19 protein-coding genes and 1 pseudogene are annotated in these 18,462 nt (G+C 60.0%); 10 read left to right on the plus strand and 10 right to left on the minus strand.

The window, feature by feature from the left end; translation table 11 throughout:
* Window positions 1-113: 113 nt before the first annotated feature.
* Together FFS64_RS17525 and FFS64_RS17530 are read right to left on the minus strand one after the other, a co-directional pair.
* Window positions 114-734 (minus strand): LysE family translocator, encoded by a 621-nt coding sequence (locus FFS64_RS17525; RefSeq protein ID WP_137806433.1) that lies wholly within the window; start codon window positions 732-734, stop codon window positions 114-116.
* Between the two features lie 83 nt (window positions 735-817).
* Window positions 818-1,426 (minus strand): trimeric intracellular cation channel family protein, encoded by a 609-nt coding sequence (locus FFS64_RS17530; RefSeq protein WP_137806434.1) that lies wholly within the window; start codon window positions 1,424-1,426, stop codon window positions 818-820.
* 210 nt (window positions 1,427-1,636) lie between these two features.
* On the opposite strand from FFS64_RS17530, the gene FFS64_RS17535 reads away from it, so the two are divergent.
* Window positions 1,637-2,233: a DUF4157 domain-containing protein gene (locus FFS64_RS17535; RefSeq protein WP_137806435.1), complete on the plus strand. Its 597-nt coding sequence runs from the start codon at window positions 1,637-1,639 to the stop codon at window positions 2,231-2,233.
* Window positions 2,234-2,238: 5 nt separating this feature from the next.
* Here the strand turns inward: FFS64_RS17535 and FFS64_RS17540 are convergent, their stop codons facing one another.
* Entirely contained in the window at window positions 2,239-2,400 is a 162-nt protein-coding gene (locus FFS64_RS17540) for a DUF2986 domain-containing protein (RefSeq protein WP_137806473.1), read from the minus strand.
* 293 nt (window positions 2,401-2,693) lie between these two features.
* Between FFS64_RS17540 and FFS64_RS17545 the strand changes: the two are divergent.
* Window positions 2,694-2,822, plus strand: a pseudogene (locus FFS64_RS17545) (MBL fold metallo-hydrolase); the annotation flags it as partial.
* Window positions 2,823-2,871: 49 nt separating this feature from the next.
* Here the strand turns inward: FFS64_RS17545 and FFS64_RS17550 are convergent.
* Entirely contained in the window at window positions 2,872-3,393 is a 522-nt protein-coding gene (locus FFS64_RS17550) for a cupin (RefSeq protein WP_137806436.1), read from the minus strand.
* Between the two features lie 261 nt (window positions 3,394-3,654).
* On the opposite strand from FFS64_RS17550, the gene FFS64_RS17555 reads away from it, so the two are divergent.
* Window positions 3,655-4,350 carry a tRNA (adenine(22)-N(1))-methyltransferase TrmK gene (locus tag FFS64_RS17555; protein WP_305955740.1) on the plus strand — a complete coding sequence of 232 codons (696 nt, stop codon included), beginning with the start codon at window positions 3,655-3,657 and terminating at the stop codon, window positions 4,348-4,350.
* Between the two features lie 19 nt (window positions 4,351-4,369).
* Here the strand turns inward: FFS64_RS17555 and FFS64_RS17560 are convergent, their stop codons facing one another.
* Window positions 4,370-4,855, minus strand: coding sequence for an adenosine-specific kinase (locus FFS64_RS17560; protein ID WP_137806438.1), 486 nt, complete (start codon window positions 4,853-4,855; stop codon window positions 4,370-4,372).
* A gap of 268 nt (window positions 4,856-5,123) precedes the next feature.
* Here FFS64_RS17560 and FFS64_RS17565 point away from each other — a divergent pair, with 268 nt between their 5' ends.
* Both FFS64_RS17565 and FFS64_RS17570 read left to right on the plus strand, forming a co-directional pair.
* A complete protein-coding gene (locus FFS64_RS17565; RefSeq protein WP_137806439.1) occupies window positions 5,124-6,212 on the plus strand; it encodes a DUF3616 domain-containing protein in 1,089 nt (362 codons plus the stop codon).
* Between the two features lie 282 nt (window positions 6,213-6,494).
* Complete coding sequence (locus FFS64_RS17570; protein ID WP_137806440.1) at window positions 6,495-7,016, plus strand: hypothetical protein; 522 nt, start codon at window positions 6,495-6,497, stop codon at window positions 7,014-7,016.
* A gap of 69 nt (window positions 7,017-7,085) precedes the next feature.
* Here FFS64_RS17570 and FFS64_RS17575 read toward each other — a convergent pair whose 3' ends face one another.
* Together FFS64_RS17575 and FFS64_RS17580 are read right to left on the minus strand one after the other, a co-directional pair.
* Window positions 7,086-8,114: a D-cysteine desulfhydrase family protein gene (locus tag FFS64_RS17575; RefSeq protein WP_137806441.1), complete on the minus strand. Its 1,029-nt coding sequence runs from the start codon at window positions 8,112-8,114 to the stop codon at window positions 7,086-7,088.
* 246 nt (window positions 8,115-8,360) lie between these two features.
* On the minus strand, window positions 8,361-9,248 hold the full coding sequence (locus FFS64_RS17580) for a LysR family transcriptional regulator (RefSeq protein WP_137806442.1): 888 nt from the start codon (window positions 9,246-9,248) through the stop codon (window positions 8,361-8,363).
* A gap of 114 nt (window positions 9,249-9,362) precedes the next feature.
* Here FFS64_RS17580 and FFS64_RS17585 point away from each other — a divergent pair, with 114 nt between their 5' ends.
* On the plus strand, window positions 9,363-10,040 hold the full coding sequence (locus FFS64_RS17585) for an MOSC domain-containing protein (protein ID WP_137806443.1): 678 nt from the start codon (window positions 9,363-9,365) through the stop codon (window positions 10,038-10,040).
* 7 nt (window positions 10,041-10,047) lie between these two features.
* Here the strand turns inward: FFS64_RS17585 and FFS64_RS17590 are convergent, their stop codons facing one another.
* Complete coding sequence (locus tag FFS64_RS17590; protein WP_137806444.1) at window positions 10,048-10,704, minus strand: tetratricopeptide repeat protein; 657 nt, start codon at window positions 10,702-10,704, stop codon at window positions 10,048-10,050.
* A gap of 298 nt (window positions 10,705-11,002) precedes the next feature.
* Here FFS64_RS17590 and FFS64_RS17595 point away from each other — a divergent pair, with 298 nt between their 5' ends.
* The 3 genes from FFS64_RS17595 to FFS64_RS17605 all read left to right on the plus strand — a co-directional run bounded on the left by FFS64_RS17595 (window position 11,003) and on the right by FFS64_RS17605 (window position 14,101).
* Window positions 11,003-12,520, plus strand: coding sequence for a CoA-acylating methylmalonate-semialdehyde dehydrogenase (locus tag FFS64_RS17595; RefSeq protein ID WP_137806445.1), 1,518 nt, complete (start codon window positions 11,003-11,005; stop codon window positions 12,518-12,520).
* Window positions 12,521-12,631: 111 nt separating this feature from the next.
* Window positions 12,632-13,021: a tautomerase family protein gene (locus FFS64_RS17600; protein ID WP_137806446.1), complete on the plus strand. Its 390-nt coding sequence runs from the start codon at window positions 12,632-12,634 to the stop codon at window positions 13,019-13,021.
* Window positions 13,022-13,051: 30 nt separating this feature from the next.
* Window positions 13,052-14,101 (plus strand): nitronate monooxygenase family protein, encoded by a 1,050-nt coding sequence (locus FFS64_RS17605; protein WP_137806447.1) that lies wholly within the window; start codon window positions 13,052-13,054, stop codon window positions 14,099-14,101.
* A gap of 60 nt (window positions 14,102-14,161) precedes the next feature.
* Here FFS64_RS17605 and FFS64_RS17610 read toward each other — a convergent pair whose 3' ends face one another.
* Entirely contained in the window at window positions 14,162-15,043 is an 882-nt protein-coding gene (locus FFS64_RS17610; RefSeq protein WP_137806448.1) for an alpha/beta fold hydrolase, read from the minus strand.
* A 129-nt stretch (window positions 15,044-15,172) separates the two neighbouring features.
* On the opposite strand from FFS64_RS17610, the gene FFS64_RS17615 reads away from it, so the two are divergent.
* Window positions 15,173-15,751: an ABATE domain-containing protein gene (locus FFS64_RS17615; protein WP_137806449.1), complete on the plus strand. Its 579-nt coding sequence runs from the start codon at window positions 15,173-15,175 to the stop codon at window positions 15,749-15,751.
* Between the two features lie 53 nt (window positions 15,752-15,804).
* Here FFS64_RS17615 and FFS64_RS17620 read toward each other — a convergent pair whose 3' ends face one another.
* On the minus strand, window positions 15,805-18,264 hold the full coding sequence (locus tag FFS64_RS17620; RefSeq protein ID WP_137806450.1) for a TonB-dependent receptor: 2,460 nt from the start codon (window positions 18,262-18,264) through the stop codon (window positions 15,805-15,807).
* Window positions 18,265-18,462: the final 198 nt, after the last annotated feature.

An 18,462-nucleotide genomic window follows, 5' to 3' on the forward strand; every position in this document is an offset into this window, starting at 1 on the left:
GCGCGGCCCACATCGCCAGACAAAGGTTCACGCATCAGGATTGAACCGTGACCCTCAAAGCAAGAAATCAAATCAGGAAAAGAGTCAATCACGGCAAATCGGATGATGCCGTCCTAACGCTTGCTAAAGGCCAACCGAGCCGCGAACAGAACAAATACCAGGCCTGTCGTGCGATCCATCCACTTGATCACTTTCCCGCGCCGCAGAACGCTGGCAAGTGGTTGAGTGGCGCCAATCAACGTCGTAGACCACATCAGGCCGAGTACCACGTGAATACTGACCAGGCCAAATGTCCAGGCAATCAGGTTGTGTCCCTGGGGGATGAACTGCGGTAGAAAGGAAACGTAGAAAATCCCGATCTTGGGATTGAGGACGTTCCCCATCATGCCCTTCAAGAACCAGTTTGCCTTTGGCGTTCCATCTGCCTCAAGGGGCGACAATGAGCTGCGTGGACGCAGCAGCATGTTCAATCCGAGCCATGCCAGGTAAGCGGCGCCGCAGTACTTCAACAGGCTGTACGCTAACTCCGATACCGCAATCAAGGCACCCAGGCCAAACGCGACCGCAGCCCCCCACAATAGGCAGCCGGCATTGATACCCAGTGCGGCGCGGAACGCCTGTTGCTTGCCTTCTACCGTTGCCGTTCTCAATACCAAAGCGGTATCAAGCCCGGGTGTGAGCGTCAGCAGAGTGGCGGCGAGGGTAAAGGCGAGGAGGTTGTCAGCAATGGACATCGGCGTATGCCTTTCAGGTAATGACGCGCGAACGTTAGCACATGGCCAGATCGCCGTTTCACTGAGGGCTGCAACAGAGAGAATTATCCCTGCTTCGTAGAGAAAATCGCTGGCATTTGAAGATGCAGGTAGATGGCCAAAAACCTCAGACCAAAGGTGAAAATCAAAGCGATCCATCCGGCGACCCAGATCGACGGGAACAGGTCACGTAGCGCAACGTAGAGGGTGCATCCCAACAAGATCGGCGTGGCGTAGATCTCACGCGACATCAACAGCGAAACTCTTCCAGCCAGGACATCGCGTGCTATACCGCCTCCAATGCTGGTGAGTACTCCCATCATCACCGCCAAAGGCGCGGATTGGTGCAATGCCAGTACTTTCTCCGTAGCCGCCAGCCCAAACAACGCAGCGGCCAGACCATCGAGATAGAGCAGCAGGCGGTAACGTTTTTGCAAGCGTTGGGTCAGGAAAAACGCCAGCAGCGCGGCAACCAACGCAGCCCAGATGTAGTTGAAGTCGGCAATCCAAAAGATCGGCAGATCCAACAACAGATCTCGCAGGGTGCCGCCACCGATAGCGGTGATGATGCCAAGCACCACAGCCCCGAACAAATCAACATCGGCTTTTTGAATAGCCAGTACACCGGTTATCGAGAACACGGCAATGCCTAGCATTTCCTGAAAATAAAGCATGCTGTCTTCCTGCCTCGGATTACCTGTCGCCCAACTCTGTTGTGACAGTAGCCCAAGATGGAGAAATCGCTTTTCGGGAATCTGGTGACCTCTGCACGATTCAACCCGATGGCTTTTACTACCATTTGCACTTCGGGACTACGCTGAATCGACGCAGGTCGCCCATTTATTCCGGCCCGCTGTGCACTACATCCATCCCTGGAGCGCCCAATGCTGCCTATCACCACGCGCCTGGTGGCGCTGTCTGTTCTTTGCCTGGCACTTGAAGTGCCAGCCCAGGCCAGCGGCTGTCCGGCTGGCGAGAGAGAGGTGTGCCTGGATAGCTGCATTTGCCTGCCAGACCTGGGACCGCTGCTCGGCACCGTGCCTGATGGCATTTACCAGATCGCGGCGCCTGCCCTGGCGTTGTGGCTGACCCAGGCGCGTGCCGAAGCCGCCGCCGTCGGCCTGCAACCCATTCCACCGCATATCCGGGAGCAACTGTTGCATTGGTACGCCCCCAGCGTCCTCGATGCCGCGCACTATAAAGTCAGCGACAACGGCCAATTCACCGCAGCCACCGCCATGCTGCAAAACCCCGATGTCGGTGCCGTGACGCTGATCGACATTATCCTGTTCCGGGACGCTCAAAGCGCAGAACAGGACATCGCGCTCTGGGCTCACGAACTCAAGCATGTGCAGCAGTTTCAGGAGTGGGGGGTAGAAGGATTTGCCCAGCGCTACACACAGGATTTCGACGCTGTGGAGGCGCCGGCCTATGCCATACAGGCTGAGGTCAGACGGGCGGTGCGGGACAGGACTTACTGAAAGGATCAGCTCTCAGTGGGAATGGTCGAGTCGGGACTGGCTTCAGCCGCCAGTTTCAATCGGTCGGCTTTGCTGATGTATTTAGGCTTGTTCTTCGGTGCCAATTTGGCACTGGCCTTTTTAGCGTGCGCCTTTAATAGCTGCTTTATTTTCTTTTGACGATTCATGATTTCCTGCCCGGCTTGTACATGCTTGAATGTTTCGGATTGCATCATAAACCAGATCCCCGTCCGCTTCTTTCGGCTTTCACGCGTGGGATAACACCGGCTATTCGCCTCGTCTCGTCGAACGCTCATACCTTTTGTTGGGAATGATCACCCTAAAGCGCAAGCGCGCTATACCCCCGTATGGTATCGGCGGCAGTGCCTCGCGACGCAGACTGGATCCCAACGCGATTCGTCGCTTCGCACAGAGGGAGCGGCTTTCGCATCAGGTTTTGACCCAGGCAATCGGAGAGCGGCGCCTTATGCAAGAAGCGGCGGTGAGCGGCGAGCTGTTTGTCGCCACGCACTTGCCATTTCCCTCGGTCGGTCGGGTGAAAGTCGACGGTGAGGCCTTTCGCTGGGTAGCGGTCTTCTGGGACGACTGAACGCTTGATGGTTTGCGCCTCTGTCCAGACCCGCCCGCTCGGGCAAAACTCAAAGCCAATATCGGCTGATCGCCCCATGCACACCCTGAACCGGATCCCGCTCGGGAAACGGCAGTTCGAGAATACTCGCCAGTTGTTCCTGAGTCGGCGCATCGCGACAGATGTCGGCGTGCTGGCCCGGCGGGTATGCACCCACCACCAGAAAGTCATCGCTGGACTCTGTATTGCAGTGAGCGATGCCCGCAGGTAACAGCAAGACATCGCCGGCGCTGACTTCCAACACCCGACCCTGCGGGCCCCCCAGCATCAGGCGCGCGAAGCCGCTGGCAATACCCAGCACTTCATGGCCCTGGGTGTGATAGTGGTGGTAGTCGTGAACGCCATACCGCCATTGCGGCGGCCAGCCATTAGCGCTGAAGATATTTTCGAACACAGCCGCCGGGTCACTTTGTTGAACGGCAATGGCCTTGATGTAAATGAGTACCGGCAAGCGAGGGTTGTTGGGCACCCAGTCATTGCGGTCGAGCAGCAAGGTTTGTACGGGAGCATCCACAGCCTGCGACCTAACCATCAGAAGTCCTCCCCCTATTGGGCATAGCCTTGACATCAGCTTTTTGAAAGCGCCACTAACGACTGGGACATTCGATATTCCTCGGTTGTTCATGAAAATCTCGCGAGTTTTTTGGGTGGCCAATAGTGGCTAAATGCTCTGTGGGCACGGGAGGCCCCGTGGCTCTGGTCGCATAAATTTGAAATGCACGGCGATGCTCGACAGAATCACGCCCTTATCCGACCAAAGGTGCCGGACGTTCGTGGTGAAAAGGGGCTGCAGTTGAACCAACAGACATTGTCCATGCGCCTGGAACGCGTGGCGGCGCATGTACCGGCAGGTTCGCGCCTGGCCGATATCGGCTCGGATCATGGCTACCTGCCGGTGGCGTTGATGCGCCGTGGCGTCATTGAGGTGGCGGTGGCCGGCGAGGTGGCATTAACCCCGTTTCACGCGGCTGAACGCACTGTGTGCGAGAACGGTCTGGACCAGCGGATCACCGTGCGCCTGGCCAATGGCCTGGCGGCCATCGAGCCGGGAGACGGGATCACGGCGATCAGCCTCTGCGGCATGGGCGGCGAGACGATCCGCGACATCCTCGACAGCGGCAAGGCACGCCTGAGTGGTCACGAGCGCCTGATTCTGCAGCCAAACGGCGGCGAGCAGCCACTGCGCCAATGGCTGATGGAAAATGACTACCGAATCCTCTGCGAGGACGTGCTGCGCGAAGACCGCTTCGACTACGAAATCATCGTCGCCGAGCGCGATGGGCCGGTGATCTACACCGACAAGGAGCTGTACTTTGGCCCGCTGCAGATGCAGGCCCGCAGCCCGGCGTTCCTGCTCAAGTGGCAGCGCAGGCTGCGTCAGAAACAGAAGACCCTGACCAGCTTCGCCAAGGCACGGCAGGCCGTTCCCGAAGAGAAGGTACAGGACGTTGCCCGCCAGGCCCGGTGGATTACCGAGCTGCTGGCGTGAACCCGGTCCGTTTTGCCATTCACAATTTGTAGCCGATCTGCCGCAGCAGGTTCTTGCGCCACAGGATGTCTTCGTCGCCTTCAATGTCTTTGGCACAGAAGCCATCCACGACGCCCAGGATGGCTCGCCCTTGTTCCGTCTCGGCCAGAATCACTTCAGTTGGATTGGCTGTGGCACAAAAAATACGGCATACCTCTGGAACCGCTTTGACGGTGTTCAGCACGTTCAGCGGATAAAAGCCGTCGCCCAGGAAAATGATGAAACTATGACCGGCGGCGATGGCCTGCGCATTCTTCTGTGCCAGCTCAATCATTGAGGTATCAGTGCCGGACCATCGCACCAGGCATTTGCCGGAAGCTTCACAGAACGCCACGCCAAACTGGATACCTGGCACCGCATTGACCAGCGCTTCATGGATGTCCTCGACGGATTTGATGAAATGCGTCTGACCAAAAATGAAGTTCGTCACTTCCGGCTTATCGATTTTCAACGTGATGAGTTGCATTTCAAACACCTCCGTTCACGATGTGGCTGCCAGCGTCTGGTAACAGATCAAGCATAGCTACTCATGCCCCGCACAACAGAGCAGCAACCACCCGGCACGCTCAGGTTATTCCCCTGCGCTCTATCAACTGTGAGAAAACATACTAGCGGAAGGCGTTGATTATCGTCGGCCAGCCACTAGCCTCGATCGCAAGCATTGGACGAATAAGTTGCGGGAAATCCGGCTCTGAATAATCGGCGCACTACGCCATGATGACAGGAGAGCGCTCATGAGCGAGCGAAACAATGCTGCGTTGCTGAAATTTGATCCTGCGTCCGGGCCGTTGCGCGATGGCCTTTCGGTCGCTCAGCAGATTGGCGACACACTTTGGGTGGCCAACGACGAAACCACAAACCTGGAACGCCTGAAAATCCAGGACGCTGCACCCGGCGAAGGGGTGACGTGCAATGAGCACCAATCATTCCCGCTCATGGATTACCTCGACCTCCCCATCACGAAGCAAGACGCCGAGGTCGATATCGAGGGATTGGCCTACGACGACAGTGGTTACCTCTGGGTGGTGGGCTCCCATAGCCTGAAGCGAAAGAAGGCTGAGGCCGACAGGCCTGCGCAGAAGAATATCCAGCGGCTATCGGCGGTAGAGGCGGACGGCAACCGCTTTTTACTGGCCCGCATCCCGGTGGTACAGCAGAACGATGGTTTTACACTCGCCAGGAAGGTGGACGCCGACGGGCGTTCGGCGGCGCAGCTAAATGGCAGTAAGGTCGGTAACGACCTGACTGCGGAAATTGCTGAAGATGATCAGCTTCGCCATTTCCTGAGTATCCCGGGTAAAGACAACGGTTTCGATATTGAAGGTTTGGTGGTGATCGGCTCGCGCCTTTTGCTGGGGCTGCGAGGACCGGTCCTTCGCGGCTGGGCTGTGCTATTGGAGATCGAGCCCGAACTGGATGATGGCTCGACTGACACGCTGATCCTCAAGAAGATTGGCCCAGGCGGGCGCCGCTACCGCAAGCACTTCTTCGCGCTAAACGGCCTGGGGGTGCGTGATTTGTGCACGAGCGGCGACGATCTATTGATCATGGCGGGTCCCACCATGGAGCTGGACGGTCCGGTGACAGTCTTCCGTTGGCACGGCGGTTTCGTGCCCAAGGAGGAAAGTGTGGTCTTTGCCGATCAAATGGAAGCGGTGCTGGAGGTGCCTTTTGGACAAGGCAACGATCATGCCGAGGGCATGTGTCTGTTCGAATCGGGGACGCAGCCTGGGGAGGTTCTGCTGATCCTCTACGATGCCGCGGCACAGAGTCGTAAACATGGCGATGCGGACGTGGAAGGGGATCTGTTCATCCTGAAATAGTCACCTACCTCGACGACATAGGGTACTGCATTTCAAGCCGCGCAACGTTCGCAATCAGCTCGCCAGGATTAAAAAGCAGGGCATATGTATCGCTGTGTATCCCAACCCCGTGTTCGGAGACTGGCTTACAAATGCCCCTCGATCCGGATACATCCGGGATACACGTGTGCAGTCAAATAGCCCTGCCTCAGCGAGAAAGCAAACGCCCTCGCACCACGGCTTATTGCCCTTGTGGCATGACCCTTAGCGGCCTGGCCGCACACTGTATCCGGAGTAACAACCATGTCCCGTATGTCGAATAAATCCCGCATTGGCCTGATCGCAGTTGCACTGGCCGGCAGCATGAACCTCGCTTCGACCGCTTTCGCCGCCGACGCACTGCCACAAGGCTACCAACTCGCCGCCGCGGAGAAGACCAGTGAAGGCAAGTGTGGCGAAGGCAAGTGCGGCGCCGATGAAGCCAAGGCGACCAAGGCCGGTGAAGGCAAGTGTGGCGAAGGCAAATGCGGGGCCGATGAAGCCGGTGCCAAAGTGACCAAGGCCGGTGAAGGCAAGTGCGGTGAAGGCAAATGCGGCGACGCTTCCTTCGCCCGTACCGACACCGACGACGACGGCCGCGTTTCCCTGAAAGAACTACTGACCGTGGCGCCGAAGGGCGGTGAAGAGTTCAAGGCGATGGACACCAACAAAGACGGTTTCCTCTCCGAAGGCGAGGTCTACAAATTCCGCACCAACCAGTTCACCTCCAACGGCAAGAAAGTACCGACCGAGCTGTTCACCAACATGGCCAAAGCCAAGAACTGATTGTCTTGCGTCAATCCAACCTCCCCAGGTTTGTAACCGGGGAGGTTTTTTTATGCCTGAAAAAAACGGTCAGTCGAAAGCACTGCGATAGGCAAAAAGCCCAGGCAACCCACCCGTCATCACAAACAACACATGGCTGCCCACCGGGTAGTCGCCCCGGCGCACGGCGGCCAACAAACCGGCGAACGCCTTGCCGCCGTAGACCGGGTCGGTGAGCAGACCCTCATGGGAAGCCAGCAGGTGCACCGCTTCAAGCATCGCTTCGGTGGGCGCGCCGTAGGCTTCGCCGCGTTGGCTGCCATCGACGTTGATTGCGCTGTCGGCCAGCGAGGTGGCGGGGGCGAGGAGTTGCAACACCTGCCGGGTTTTTTCCAGGGTTAACGCCGATGCTTGTTCTTCGGTGGCCAGCACCGAATAGCCGACGATTTTCGTGGAGGCCTGGGCCAGCGTGACACCGGCCAGCAGTCCCGAGTGAGTTCCGGCGCTACCGTTGGGAACGATGATCTGGTCGAACTGAATGCCGAGATCATCGGCCTGGCGCAGGATTTCGCCGGCGCAGGCGGCATAGCCCAGACTGCCGCGGGGGCTGGAGCCGCCCAATGGCATGACGAAGGATTTTTTTCCTTGGGCCTTGAGCTTTTCCACCAATTCGGCGGCGAGGATGTCAGGTGCGACGCCTTTGGCAAGGCGATGGATTTTTGCGCCGAAAAGCGCGTCCAGTATGACGTTGCCGTTGTAGCAAAAGTCGTCATCGCCGCGCACGGCGGATGGGGTCAGGATCAGCTCGCAAGCCAGACCCTGGCGAGCCGCGACGGCGGCGGTCAGGCGGGCGTGGTTTGATTGCAGACCGCCCCAGGTCACCAGGGTATCGGCGCCCTCGGCCAGTGCTTCGCCCAGCAGGAACTCGAGCTTGCGCAGTTTGTTGCCGCCGCCGCCGAGACCGGTCAGGTCGTCGCGTTTGACGTAGAGGTTGCAGCCGTTCATTTCCGGCAGCCGACTGAGTCGGGAGAGTTTCTGGATGGGTGTCGGGCCTTCGAGCAATGTCGCCCGGGGGTAGGCGGCCAGTGCGGCATCAAGATGGGTCAAGTCGTGGGGCATGAAGGATCACTCTTGGCGTAAGGGAACGGAGTGGATCGATCACTGTAAAAAGCTGTGGCGCGAAGATATACCGCTCGCCCGGAATTTCTGTTGATACACCGTGTAATCAAAAGACGCGACTTGGCGGATGTACCGAATCCCTGTGGGAGCGGGCTTGCCCGCGAAGAGGCCGGTACATCCTCCACATTCTCTGGGGTTGGAATGCCGTCTTCGCGAGCAGGCTCGCACAGGGGTTGCCGGTGTAGTTCAAGCCACCGCCGGCCGCGCAATCTGCTGCTGCGCCAATCCGATGAACGCACTCATCGCCGAGGTGATCATCGAGTCGTTGCGACGGATGAACACGGTCGAGACGTTGGCGAATTCCGGCGGCAGCGTGTGCCAGCGAATGGCATGGCGCACGCTGCAGTTTTCCGCGATGGCCTTGGGTAACAGGGTCACGCCCATGCCCGCCGCGACGCACGACAGGATGCCGTCGAGGGTACCCAGTTCCATGATCTGATTAGGCACCAGCCCGACCTGGTAGAACCAGTTCTCCAGGGTCGAGCGATAGAAGCAGCCTGTGCGGAACACCAACACCGTTTGCTGAGGCATCTTGTCCATCAGCGCCGGCAGCGATTCGAACTGGTTACTGCTCACCAGCACCAGTTCTTCGGAAAACACTTCTTCCTGGGCCAGTGCCGAATTCTGGTGGAAGCCACCCACGAATGCGCCGTCCAGTCGGTGGGCCTCAATCGCCTTGATCAACTCGACCGTGGTGCCGGTCAGCAACGACAACTGCACTTCGGGATATTGCTCGCGGTACTTGGTCAGCACTTGCGGCAAGCGGATGGCGGCGGTGGTTTCCATCGAGCCCAGCCGCAGCAGACCCGTCGGGCTGCCGGTGTCCATCAAGGCGCTGCGGCTCTCGTCGGTCAGCTGCAGGATGCGCCGCGCATAACCGAGAAAGGTTTCGCCTGCCGATGTCAGCACGACCCCGGACTTCTTGCGGATGAACAGCTCGCGATTGAGTTCGGCTTCCAGCTCTTTCACGCGCATGGTCACGTTGGACTGCACCGTGTTTACCTGCAACGCCGCGGCGGTGAAGCTGCCCAGCTCGGCCACGGCGCAGAAAATCTTCAGTTGGCGCATTTCCATGATCGTCACCATCCATCTCTAAAAGTGATTATGGATATGTTTAACGATCACTTTACGGCTGTCGACAGGGGTTAGTAAAGTGGCCAAAACCGAATAATGAGCGCCGTTCGACTGATGACACTGACTACGAAAATCGATCACGTCTTCGCCGGCGGCCTGGGGGTGTTGCAACCCGAGGGGCAACGCACGGGCATCTTCAAGCAGCGCCACGAAGGCCCCGTCCGCGTGGCACTGCACGGGATTGTCGGTGACCAGCACGGCGACACGCGGGTGTACGGCGGTCCGGAAAAGGCGGTGCATCAGTACGCGGCGCAGAACTACGCGCGCCTGGCACAGGCCTTTGCCGACAGCGCCCCGCAACTGGTGGCGGGTAGCCTGGGCGAGAACATTTCGGCGGTTGGTTTATCTGAATTCAACGTGCATATCGGCGATGTGTTCCAGGTCGGCAGCACGGTGTTGCAGGTGTCCCAGCCGCGCAGCCCGTGCTGGAAGATCAACCACCGATTTGATGCCGAGCACATGTCGATGTTCGTCGCCAAGGAGCGCATCACCGGTTGGTATTACCGCGTTGTTCAGCCGGGATTCCTGCAAGCGGGAGACCGGATCGAACTGCTGGAGCGGCACACCGAACGGTTTTCCATCGACCAGTTCTGGCAGGTGCAGTTGTCGCACCGGCCGCTGATCGATGACCTGCGGGCGCTGGCGGCAATCCCTGGCTTGGCGGAGGACTGGAAGCGACGCCTGTCCGAGCGGGCGAAGTATCTTCAAAAGCGCGCTACAGACGTTTCCTGATTGCGCTTCAACCTTGTATCAAGTAGGCGCCGAACGGAACCCGATCCCGCAGCTTCTTGCATTTGCGGGGGGCGGGTTGATGCCCGGGCGGGCGATCAGGGAACCAGATTCGACATTTACCTGGAGGCGGCCAATGGCCGCGGGGAATCTCAACCTCATGCGCGGGCTCCGGGTTAACGGAGGCCATTTGCAAACGCTCTTGGGCTACTTCTGCTTCACGGCGTCTTTTAACCTCCTCTTCCAACCCTTCCTGTACTGCAACAAGGCGCTCGTCGGCAATGGGTGGGCTGTTTGACCCTTGGGCCGTCTGCGCGGCCTGGATCAATTGGAGGTTGCGATTGCGCAACGCGATGTTGTTGCCAACCCGTATGTTGGAGCGCGCCGCCAGCGCTTCAGCCTGCTGGTACTGTCCCTGCTGAAGACGCAACACACCGAGGTAATGCAGGGTCGCGGGATTGTTCGGCTGGATATGCAGCGCACGCTCCAGCGTGGCAGCGGCCTGGTCCAGGTGACCATCGGCATACTGCTGCGAGGCGGATTCAATCAGGGTGGTTGATGCGTTGTTGCTTTGGGTGGTGGCTTTTCGCTCGGCTGCGAACGAGCCAGGCGACATGGCAGCGTACAACGCCAGGAGGAGACCGGGCAGAACACTCTTGGTTGGCATCAGGGACGGACTCGGCTGGTTCAGGATGGCACTGTCACTACACAGGCTTCCATTGCCCGGCGCTCACGGATGAAGGCGCTCCTATCGACCTGATCTCTCCCTTGAAGTTCCCAAGCGACCGCTATCAGGCACCGCAAAACGCTAGTTCATGATTTATGATCCATAAGTTCATTAATCATCATTTTACATGATCCAGCGTCCGACCTACCTTGGCTCTGCCAGACGCATCCACATCCGCCTGGCACTTTTCCGAAAACAAAAAGAGATGGCTCTTATCCACCACCAGGGGACACCCGCCATGAGCAACCAGCCAGCAGACATCGCACACTACATTCACGGCCGCGCGACACCGGGCAATTCCGGTCGCGCGCAGAACGTCACCAACCCGGCCACCGGTGCGGTCACCGGCAAGGTGGCGTTGGCCAATGTCTTTGAAGTCGACGCGGCGGTGCAGTCGGCCGCGGCCGCGTTCCCGGCCTGGTCGGCGACGCCGCCACTGCGCCGCGCGCGCATCCTGTTCAAGTTCCTGGCGCTGCTCAACGAACACCGCGACACCCTGGCGCAGATGATCACCCGCGAACACGGCAAGGTGTTCACCGATGCCCAGGGCGAAGTGACCCGCGGTATCGAAGTGGTCGAGTTCGCCTGCGGCATTCCGCAACTGCTCAAGGGTGACTACACCGAGCAGGTCTCGACCAATATCGACAACTGGACCCTGCGCCAGGCCCTGGGTGTGGTGGCCGGCATCACGCCGTTCAACTTCCCGGTGATGGTGCCGATGTGGATGTTCCCGGTGGCCATCGCCTGCGGTAATACCTTCGTCCTCAAGCCGAGCCCGATCGATCCGTCGCCCTCGCTGCTGATCGCCGAATTGTTCAAGGAAGCCGGGTTGCCCGACGGCGTATTCAACGTAGTGCAGGGCGACAAGGAAGCGGTGGATGCGCTGCTTGATCACCCGCAAGTCCAGGCTGTGAGCTTTGTCGGTTCGACGCCGATTGCCAACTACATCTACGAGACCGGTGCCCGCTACGGCAAGCGCGTGCAGGCACTGGGCGGGGCGAAGAACCACATGGTGGTGATGCCCGACGCTGATATCGATCAGGTGGTCGACGCGTTGATCGGCGCGGCTTTCGGTTCCGCCGGCGAGCGTTGCATGGCGATTTCGGTGGCGGTGTTCGTCGGTGATGTCGCCGACAAGGTGATGCCGAAACTGGTGGAGCGTACCCGTACACTGAAGATCCTCGAGGGCATGAACCTGGCCGCCGAGATGGGCCCGATCGTTTCGCAAGTGGCCCACCAGCGCATCACCGGTTACATCGAACAAGGCATCGCCGAAGGCGCCGAGCTGCTGGTCGACGGCCGTGGCTTTGACGGCTCGCAGGCAGGCGCGGGTTGCGCCGAGGGCTTCTGGCTCGGTGGCACGGTGTTCGATCACGTCACCCCCGAAATGAAGATCTATAAGGAGGAAATCTTCGGTCCGGTGCTGGCGTGCATGCGGGTCAAGGATTTTGCCGAGGCGGTCGATCTGGTCAACGCCCATGAGTTCGGCAACGGCACCGCGTGCTACACCCGCGATGGCCACATCGCCCGGGAGTTCGCCAGCCGCATCCAGGTGGGCATGGTCGGCATCAACGTGCCGATTCCGGTGCCGATGGCGTGGCACGGGTTCGGTGGCTGGAAGCGTTCGCTGTTCGGTGATATGCACGCCTATGGCGAAGAGGGCGTGCGTTTCTACACCAGGCAGAAGTCGATCATGCAGCGCTGGCCGAACAGCATTGCCAAGGGCGCCGAGTTCGCCATGCCGACCGCCAAATAAGCATTGTCGTTTTTCGGGTGGGGAGGGTGTGTTGGCGCGGGCTGGCACGCATTCCGTATTTCCCGGGGGGGCGAGCTCCTCGCTCCCGGTTTTTTATAGAGGTGAATCGTCATGCCATTGCTCAAGTTCGACATCATCCAGGGTCGCAGCGACGAACAACTCAAGGCCCTGCTGGATGGGACGCATCAGGCCATGGTCGAGGCTTTCGACGTGCCCGCCAGTGATCGTTACCAAAGCGTCACCCAGCACCGTCCGGGGGAGTTGATATTGCATGACACGGGGCTGGGGTACACCCGTTCGGGCAACGTGGTGTTGCTGACGGTGATTTCCCGTCCGCGTTCACAGGCACAGAAAATTGCGTTCTACCGCTTGTTGGCCGAGCGGCTGCAAACCGACTGCGATTTGTCCCCGGATGATCTGATCGTTTCGCTGGTAGAAAACACTGATGCCGACTGGTCGTTCGGTCGTGGTCGGGCGCAGTTTCTGACCGGGGAGCTTTAGTTTTTTTACTCATCACATTCAGGTGCTGACATGTCCAATCCTCTGTTGTCCCTTCTGAACTTCGAACTGCCGATCATCCAGTCGCCGATGGTGGGCGTCTCTACTCCCAAACTCGCGGCAGCGGTGTCCAGCGCCGGCGGGCTCGGTTCCATCGGCATCGGCGCGAGCAACGTCGAACAGGCGCGGGCCATGTTGCGCGAGACGGCTGCACTGACGGACAAGCCCTTCAATGTGAACCTGTTCTGTCACGCGCCTGCGGTGCAGGACAGCGTGCGCGAAAGCCAATGGCTGAATTTCCTTGCGCCATTTTTTGCAGAATTCGACGCCGCTGCGCCAACGTCATTGCGAGAGATCTACACCTCGTTCGTTGAAGACGAAGGCATGTTGCAGATGCTGCTGGAAGAACAACCCGCCGTCGTCAGCTTCCATTTCGGTTTGCCGCCACAATCGGCCATCGATGCGCTCAAGGACGCCGGCATCGTCCTGCTGTGTTCCGTGACCAGCCTGGCTGAAGCGCAACAGGCAGAACGTGCCGGTGTGCATGCGCTGGTGGCACAAGGTTACGAAGCCGGAGGACATCGAGGCGTGTTCGATCCGCAACAGGACAGCGAGATGGGTACCTTCGCCCTGGTGCGTGTGCTGGCCGATGCCTGCCGGCTGCCGGTGATCGCGGCGGGCGGCATCATGGACGGCGCCGGCATCAAGGCCGTCCTGCAACTGGGCGCCGGTGCCGCGCAGTTGGGCACGGCGTTCATTCTGTGCCCCGAATCCTCCGCCAGCGCCGCGTATCGCGAAGCCCTGAAAGGCCCGCGCGCGCATCGGACCCGGGTCACCAGCGTTATCTCCGGTCGTCCTGCCCGGGGTATGGTCAATCGTAATTTCACCAGCCTCGAGGCCAATGCCCCGGCGTTGCCCGACTATCCGATCGCCTACGACGCCAACAAAGCGCTGAACGCCGCCGCAGCGGCCAAGGCCAACAGCGATTTCGCCGTGCAATGGGCCGGGCAGGGCGCACCACTGGCCCGGGAAATGCCGGCGGCGGCATTGGTCAATGTGCTCGCCGCTGAAATGAACGCCTGACACTTTCCCCTTGTGGGAGCGAGCCGCCCAGAGCCGGCTCGCTCCCACAAGGGACTGGACTCAATCAATTGCCGTTCCCACCACCTCAACGATCCGCCGGGCAATGTGTTCGACGTGGGTCTCCAGCGCAAAGTGCCCGGTGTCCAGCAACTCGACAACCGCATTCGGATTGTCACGCTTGAAAGCCTCGGCACCCGGTGGAATGAAAAACGGATCGCCTTTACCCCAGATGGCCAACGTCGGCACCCGGGCATCACGGAAGAACTGCTGAAACGCCGGATACAGCTTCAGGTTGTGCTGATAGTCATAGAACAGATCGAGTTGGATGTCCTTGTTCCCCGGACGCTCCAGCAGCAGGGCATCGAGGTAATACGCCTCGGGCGCGATGGCGTCCGGGTTGCTCACGCCTTCCACGTACTGCCAGCGGGTGCCTTCCAGATGCAGGATGGCATCCTTGATCACCTGGCGATTCTCCCGGGAAGGATCAGCCCAGTACTGGCGGATCGGGGCCCAGGCCTCACCCAGACCTTCCAGGTAAGCATTGCCGTTCTGGGAAATGATCGCGCTGACCCGCTCCGGGTGAGCCAGTGCCAGTCGCAGACCCGTCGGCGCACCGTAATCGAAGAAGTACAGGGCGTAACGCTTGAGATCGAGCGCGTCGACGAACGCCGAAAGGGTCTTGCCGATGGCGTCGAAGGTGTAAACGTACTCGCGCTCGGCCGGCACCTGAGTGAAGCCGAACCCCGGCAGGTCCGGCGCAATCAGACGGTACTTGTCTGCCAGCAACGGGATCAGGTCGCGGAACTGATGGGATGAACTGGGGAAACCGTGCAACAGCAGCAACACCGGCGCATCCGCCGCGCCGGCTTCGCGATAGAAAACCCGGACACCGTCGGCTTCGATGAATTTGTAGGCAACGCGGGTATGTTGGGGCGATGACATGGCTGACACTCCTGTAACTAATTAAGTGTAGTTATTGGGGTTACTTGGCTTCATTGTGCACGGCTTTTGTAACTGGTCAAATTATTTTTATTGGTTACAATTGCTGCATTGATTCCCGGGATGAAATCCATGACTGCCACCGACGTAATGCCTGATCTGCCTTCGCCCTTTGTCCTGGCCGATCATCCGGCGCTGGACTTGTTGAACACGCAGATGATGGTCGAAGGGCAAAAACGCGACCTTCTGCAGAACGACGCGCAGGCCGCCCAATGGCTGGAACAGATCGGCCTGGGCCTGACTGTGGAAACTGGCAACGGTCGCTTGCTCGGTGAACTGCGGGCGCTGCGCGAAAGCATCGAAAGCCTGATCGTTGCCCGCCGCGAAAACCGTTCGGCGGATCCGGCGGCGCTGAACAGGTTCCTGCTCGGCGCTGTGCCGCAGCTGGTCTGGGATCGGACCGGGGCGCCCGAGCTGGATCGCTTCCATCAACCGGACTTGATGAGCCAGCAGCTGAGCAGGCTGGCCTACGCCGCCGCCGAGTTGCTGGCCGAAGGCGATTTCAACCTGGTGCGTAAATGCGAAAGCGCGGAGTGTTCGCTGATGTTTTATGACCGCACCAAAGCCCATAAACGGCGCTGGTGCAGCATGGCGCTGTGCGGCAACCGGCATAAGGTTGCCGAGTTCCGCAAGCGTCGTCAGGGCGTGTGAACCGGCGAACGATCATGCCCCGTGACCGGCCGCAGCGAGGGAGGGGATAACGCTTAAAAGTCCACGGTCGCCGACAGTTTCAGCGTCCGGGGCTCATCCTGGGTCAGGTAGTTGTTGGCCGTCGAGGCCGAAGACCAGTACGCCTTGTTCGCCACGTTTTCGACGTTGGCGCGCAGGGTGATGTACTTGTCGTCGGCCTTGAAGCCATAGCGGGCGCCGAGGTCGACGCGGGTCCAGGCCGGGATGCTCAGGGTGTTGGCCGCGTTCACGTATTCGCCGCCGGTGCGCAACAGGCGACCGTTGAGCGCTGCACCCTGAATGCCCGGAACGTCCCAGTCCGCGCCCAGATTGTATTGGAAGCGCGGCACGCCGGCGGCACGATTGCCGTCATTGAGGCCGTTGGAGGTTTTCTTCTGTTCGGTGTCCATCCACGTCGCCCCGGCCAGCACGCGCAAGCCATCCAGCGGTTCGCCGAACACGTTCAGTTCCACACCCTTGTTCACTTGCTCGCCGTCGACGCTGAAGGTCGGCAGGCGCGCGCCGGCAACGGTCGAGGTCGAGCTGTTCGGCATCTCTATGCGGTACACGCCCAGCGTCGCGCCGAAACTGTTCCAGTCGAGCTTGACCCCGGCCTCTGTCTGTTTGCTGCGGTTAGGGGCGAACACTTCGCCGGAGTTGGTTACCCCAGTGGTCGGCGCGGTCGGGCCTTGTTGCAGGCCTTCGATGCGGTTGGCGTAGAACGACACATGCTCCCACGGTTTGATGACCAGGCCGTAGACCGGCGTGGTGATCGACTCTTCGTAATTGGCAGTGCGCGCGCCGCTGGTGGTGTTCCACGCATCGGCTTCGAGGGTCTGGCGGCGCACGCCGAGGGTCAGCAACACGCGATCATCAATGAAGCCCAGGGTGTCGGACACCGCAGCGCTCTTGACCCGGGTTTTGCCGACGATGCGCGGGTCATGGATATCGCTGCCGAAGTAGGTATTGGTCGGGCGCGGCACTTGCACCGGGTTGTACAGGTTGCCGTTCGGGCGGTTGGCCACCAGGATCGCTTCGAACGCCGAGCGCTGTTCGCCCCAGGTGCCGGACAAGCCGAAGTTCATCTGGTGCGTGACCGGGCCGGTAGTGAAGTGGCCGTTCAGCCCGGCGATGGCGCTTTTGTTGTCTTCGTCATGGGGCGAATAGAGAAAGCCAACCTTGCCGCTGCCGTCGTTGCCGACATACAGCGACGAGTACTGGCCGTTTTCCCGGGTGTGCTTGGCGCCACCACCGGCGTAAGCGGTCCAGTTGTCGTTGAGGTCGTACTCAGCGTTTACCATCCCGTAAGTGTCTTCCAGCTCCGACCAGGTCCAGTCCTGGGCGTAGTTGTCCTTGGCCGACGGTGCATGCGGGACCTTGGTGCCGTTGGGATAGACCACGGAACGACCATTGTTGATGCGCTGTTTCTGATAGCCCAGGTCGGTGGAGACCCGCAGGCGATCACCGCGATAATCCAGGCCGACGGCGACCAGTTGTGAGTGTTCGGATTCGTCGTCGACGGCGGTGTCGCCACCGTGATTGGCGAGGTTGACCCGGGCGCCGAAACGGTTGTCTTCGCCAAAGCGCTGACCGAGGTCGATGTGCCCGCCGACCTGGCTGTCGCTGGCGTAATCGAGGGTTACGCTGCGGGTCGGGAGATCCTGGGCGCGTTTGGGTACCAGGTTGACGCTGCCGCCAATGCCGCTGCCGGACGGCGCCACACCGTTGATGAAGGCGTTCGGGCCCTTGAACAGCTCGACCCGCTCCAACGCCTCGGTGGTGATGATCTGCCGTGGCAACACGCCGTACAGGCCATTGAACGAAATGTCGTCGGTGGTCAGCGGCAACCCGCGAATGGAGAACACCTGTGAGAAGTTGCCGAAACCGGCGGACTGGCGCACCGAGGCGTCGTTGAGCAGCACATCGCCCACGGTCCGCGCCTGCTGATCCTCGATGGTCTTGGCGGTGTAGCTGACCACGCTGAACGGCACGTCATTGATGTCGCGATTGCCCAATACACCCAGGCGCGCCGACCGCGCCACCTGGCCGCCGGCATAGGTATCGGCCGCTGCGGTGTTCACGCCGTTCACCGTGGTCGCGCCCAGCTCCAATGCCGCGTTACTGTCGACCTGCGGTGCCACGGTGTAGCTGTCGGCACCGGTGTTGATCAGCGAAAAGCCGCTGCCCTGCAACAACCGGGCGAAACCGGACTGCACACTGTAGTTGCCTTGCAGACCGGTGCTTTGTTGATCATTGAGCAGGTTGGCATCGAACGACAGCAGCACCCCCGATTGTGCCGCTAATTGCGCCAACACACTGGCCAGTGAACCCGCGCCGATGGCGTAGCTGCGCGTGGCCGCGCTTTGCGTGGTGTCGGCAGCCAGGGCACTGTGAACCGGACCCATGGCGGTCAGCGCGATGGCCAGGCTCAAAGCGCTCAAGGGGAGGCGGGCGGGACGGACTCTGGAAAGGTACTGCGGCGATCTGGATGTCATGCGGCATGCCTGTGGATGCAAAGGAAAAATGAGAATTCCCCTACACACCGAACGACAGCAAAAAAGGTATCAGCGAAAAGCAAAAATAATGTCCGGCGACGAACCAGGCCTGTGTATCTGAACGTATCTCCTTTGCCGACAGCTACTTGCGCATACAAAAACAGGCCCTGCGCGACACGAGCGCGATACACGGCGACC

The organism is Pseudomonas sp. G(2018) (genome assembly GCF_005502415.1).
In the GTDB taxonomy this organism is placed as follows: domain Bacteria; phylum Pseudomonadota; class Gammaproteobacteria; order Pseudomonadales; family Pseudomonadaceae; genus Aquipseudomonas.

What these genes read in the sequence shown, in the direction of transcription:
- FFS64_RS17525 (WP_137806433.1), bottom strand. Translation starts at nt 734, where the DNA reads ATGTCCATTGCTGACAACCTCCTCGCCTTTACCCTCGCCGCCACTCTG.
- FFS64_RS17530 (WP_137806434.1), bottom strand. Translation starts at nt 1,426, where the DNA reads ATGCTTTATTTTCAGGAAATGCTAGGCATTGCCGTGTTCTCGATAACC.
- FFS64_RS17535 (WP_137806435.1), top strand. Translation starts at nt 1,637, where the DNA reads ATGCTGCCTATCACCACGCGCCTGGTGGCGCTGTCTGTTCTTTGCCTG.
- FFS64_RS17540 (WP_137806473.1), bottom strand. Translation starts at nt 2,400, where the DNA reads ATGAATCGTCAAAAGAAAATAAAGCAGCTATTAAAGGCGCACGCTAAA.
- FFS64_RS17550 (WP_137806436.1), bottom strand. Translation starts at nt 3,393, where the DNA reads ATGGTTAGGTCGCAGGCTGTGGATGCTCCCGTACAAACCTTGCTGCTC.
- FFS64_RS17560 (WP_137806438.1), bottom strand. Translation starts at nt 4,855, where the DNA reads ATGCAACTCATCACGTTGAAAATCGATAAGCCGGAAGTGACGAACTTC.
- FFS64_RS17565 (WP_137806439.1), top strand. Translation starts at nt 5,124, where the DNA reads ATGAGCGAGCGAAACAATGCTGCGTTGCTGAAATTTGATCCTGCGTCC.
- FFS64_RS17570 (WP_137806440.1), top strand. Translation starts at nt 6,495, where the DNA reads ATGTCCCGTATGTCGAATAAATCCCGCATTGGCCTGATCGCAGTTGCA.
- FFS64_RS17575 (WP_137806441.1), bottom strand. Translation starts at nt 8,114, where the DNA reads ATGCCCCACGACTTGACCCATCTTGATGCCGCACTGGCCGCCTACCCC.
- FFS64_RS17580 (WP_137806442.1), bottom strand. Translation starts at nt 9,248, where the DNA reads ATGGAAATGCGCCAACTGAAGATTTTCTGCGCCGTGGCCGAGCTGGGC.
- FFS64_RS17585 (WP_137806443.1), top strand. Translation starts at nt 9,363, where the DNA reads ATGACACTGACTACGAAAATCGATCACGTCTTCGCCGGCGGCCTGGGG.
- FFS64_RS17590 (WP_137806444.1), bottom strand. Translation starts at nt 10,704, where the DNA reads ATGCCAACCAAGAGTGTTCTGCCCGGTCTCCTCCTGGCGTTGTACGCT.
- FFS64_RS17595 (WP_137806445.1), top strand. Translation starts at nt 11,003, where the DNA reads ATGAGCAACCAGCCAGCAGACATCGCACACTACATTCACGGCCGCGCG.
- FFS64_RS17600 (WP_137806446.1), top strand. Translation starts at nt 12,632, where the DNA reads ATGCCATTGCTCAAGTTCGACATCATCCAGGGTCGCAGCGACGAACAA.
- FFS64_RS17605 (WP_137806447.1), top strand. Translation starts at nt 13,052, where the DNA reads ATGTCCAATCCTCTGTTGTCCCTTCTGAACTTCGAACTGCCGATCATC.
- FFS64_RS17610 (WP_137806448.1), bottom strand. Translation starts at nt 15,043, where the DNA reads ATGTCATCGCCCCAACATACCCGCGTTGCCTACAAATTCATCGAAGCC.
- FFS64_RS17615 (WP_137806449.1), top strand. Translation starts at nt 15,173, where the DNA reads ATGACTGCCACCGACGTAATGCCTGATCTGCCTTCGCCCTTTGTCCTG.
- FFS64_RS17620 (WP_137806450.1), bottom strand. Translation starts at nt 18,264, where the DNA reads ATGACATCCAGATCGCCGCAGTACCTTTCCAGAGTCCGTCCCGCCCGC.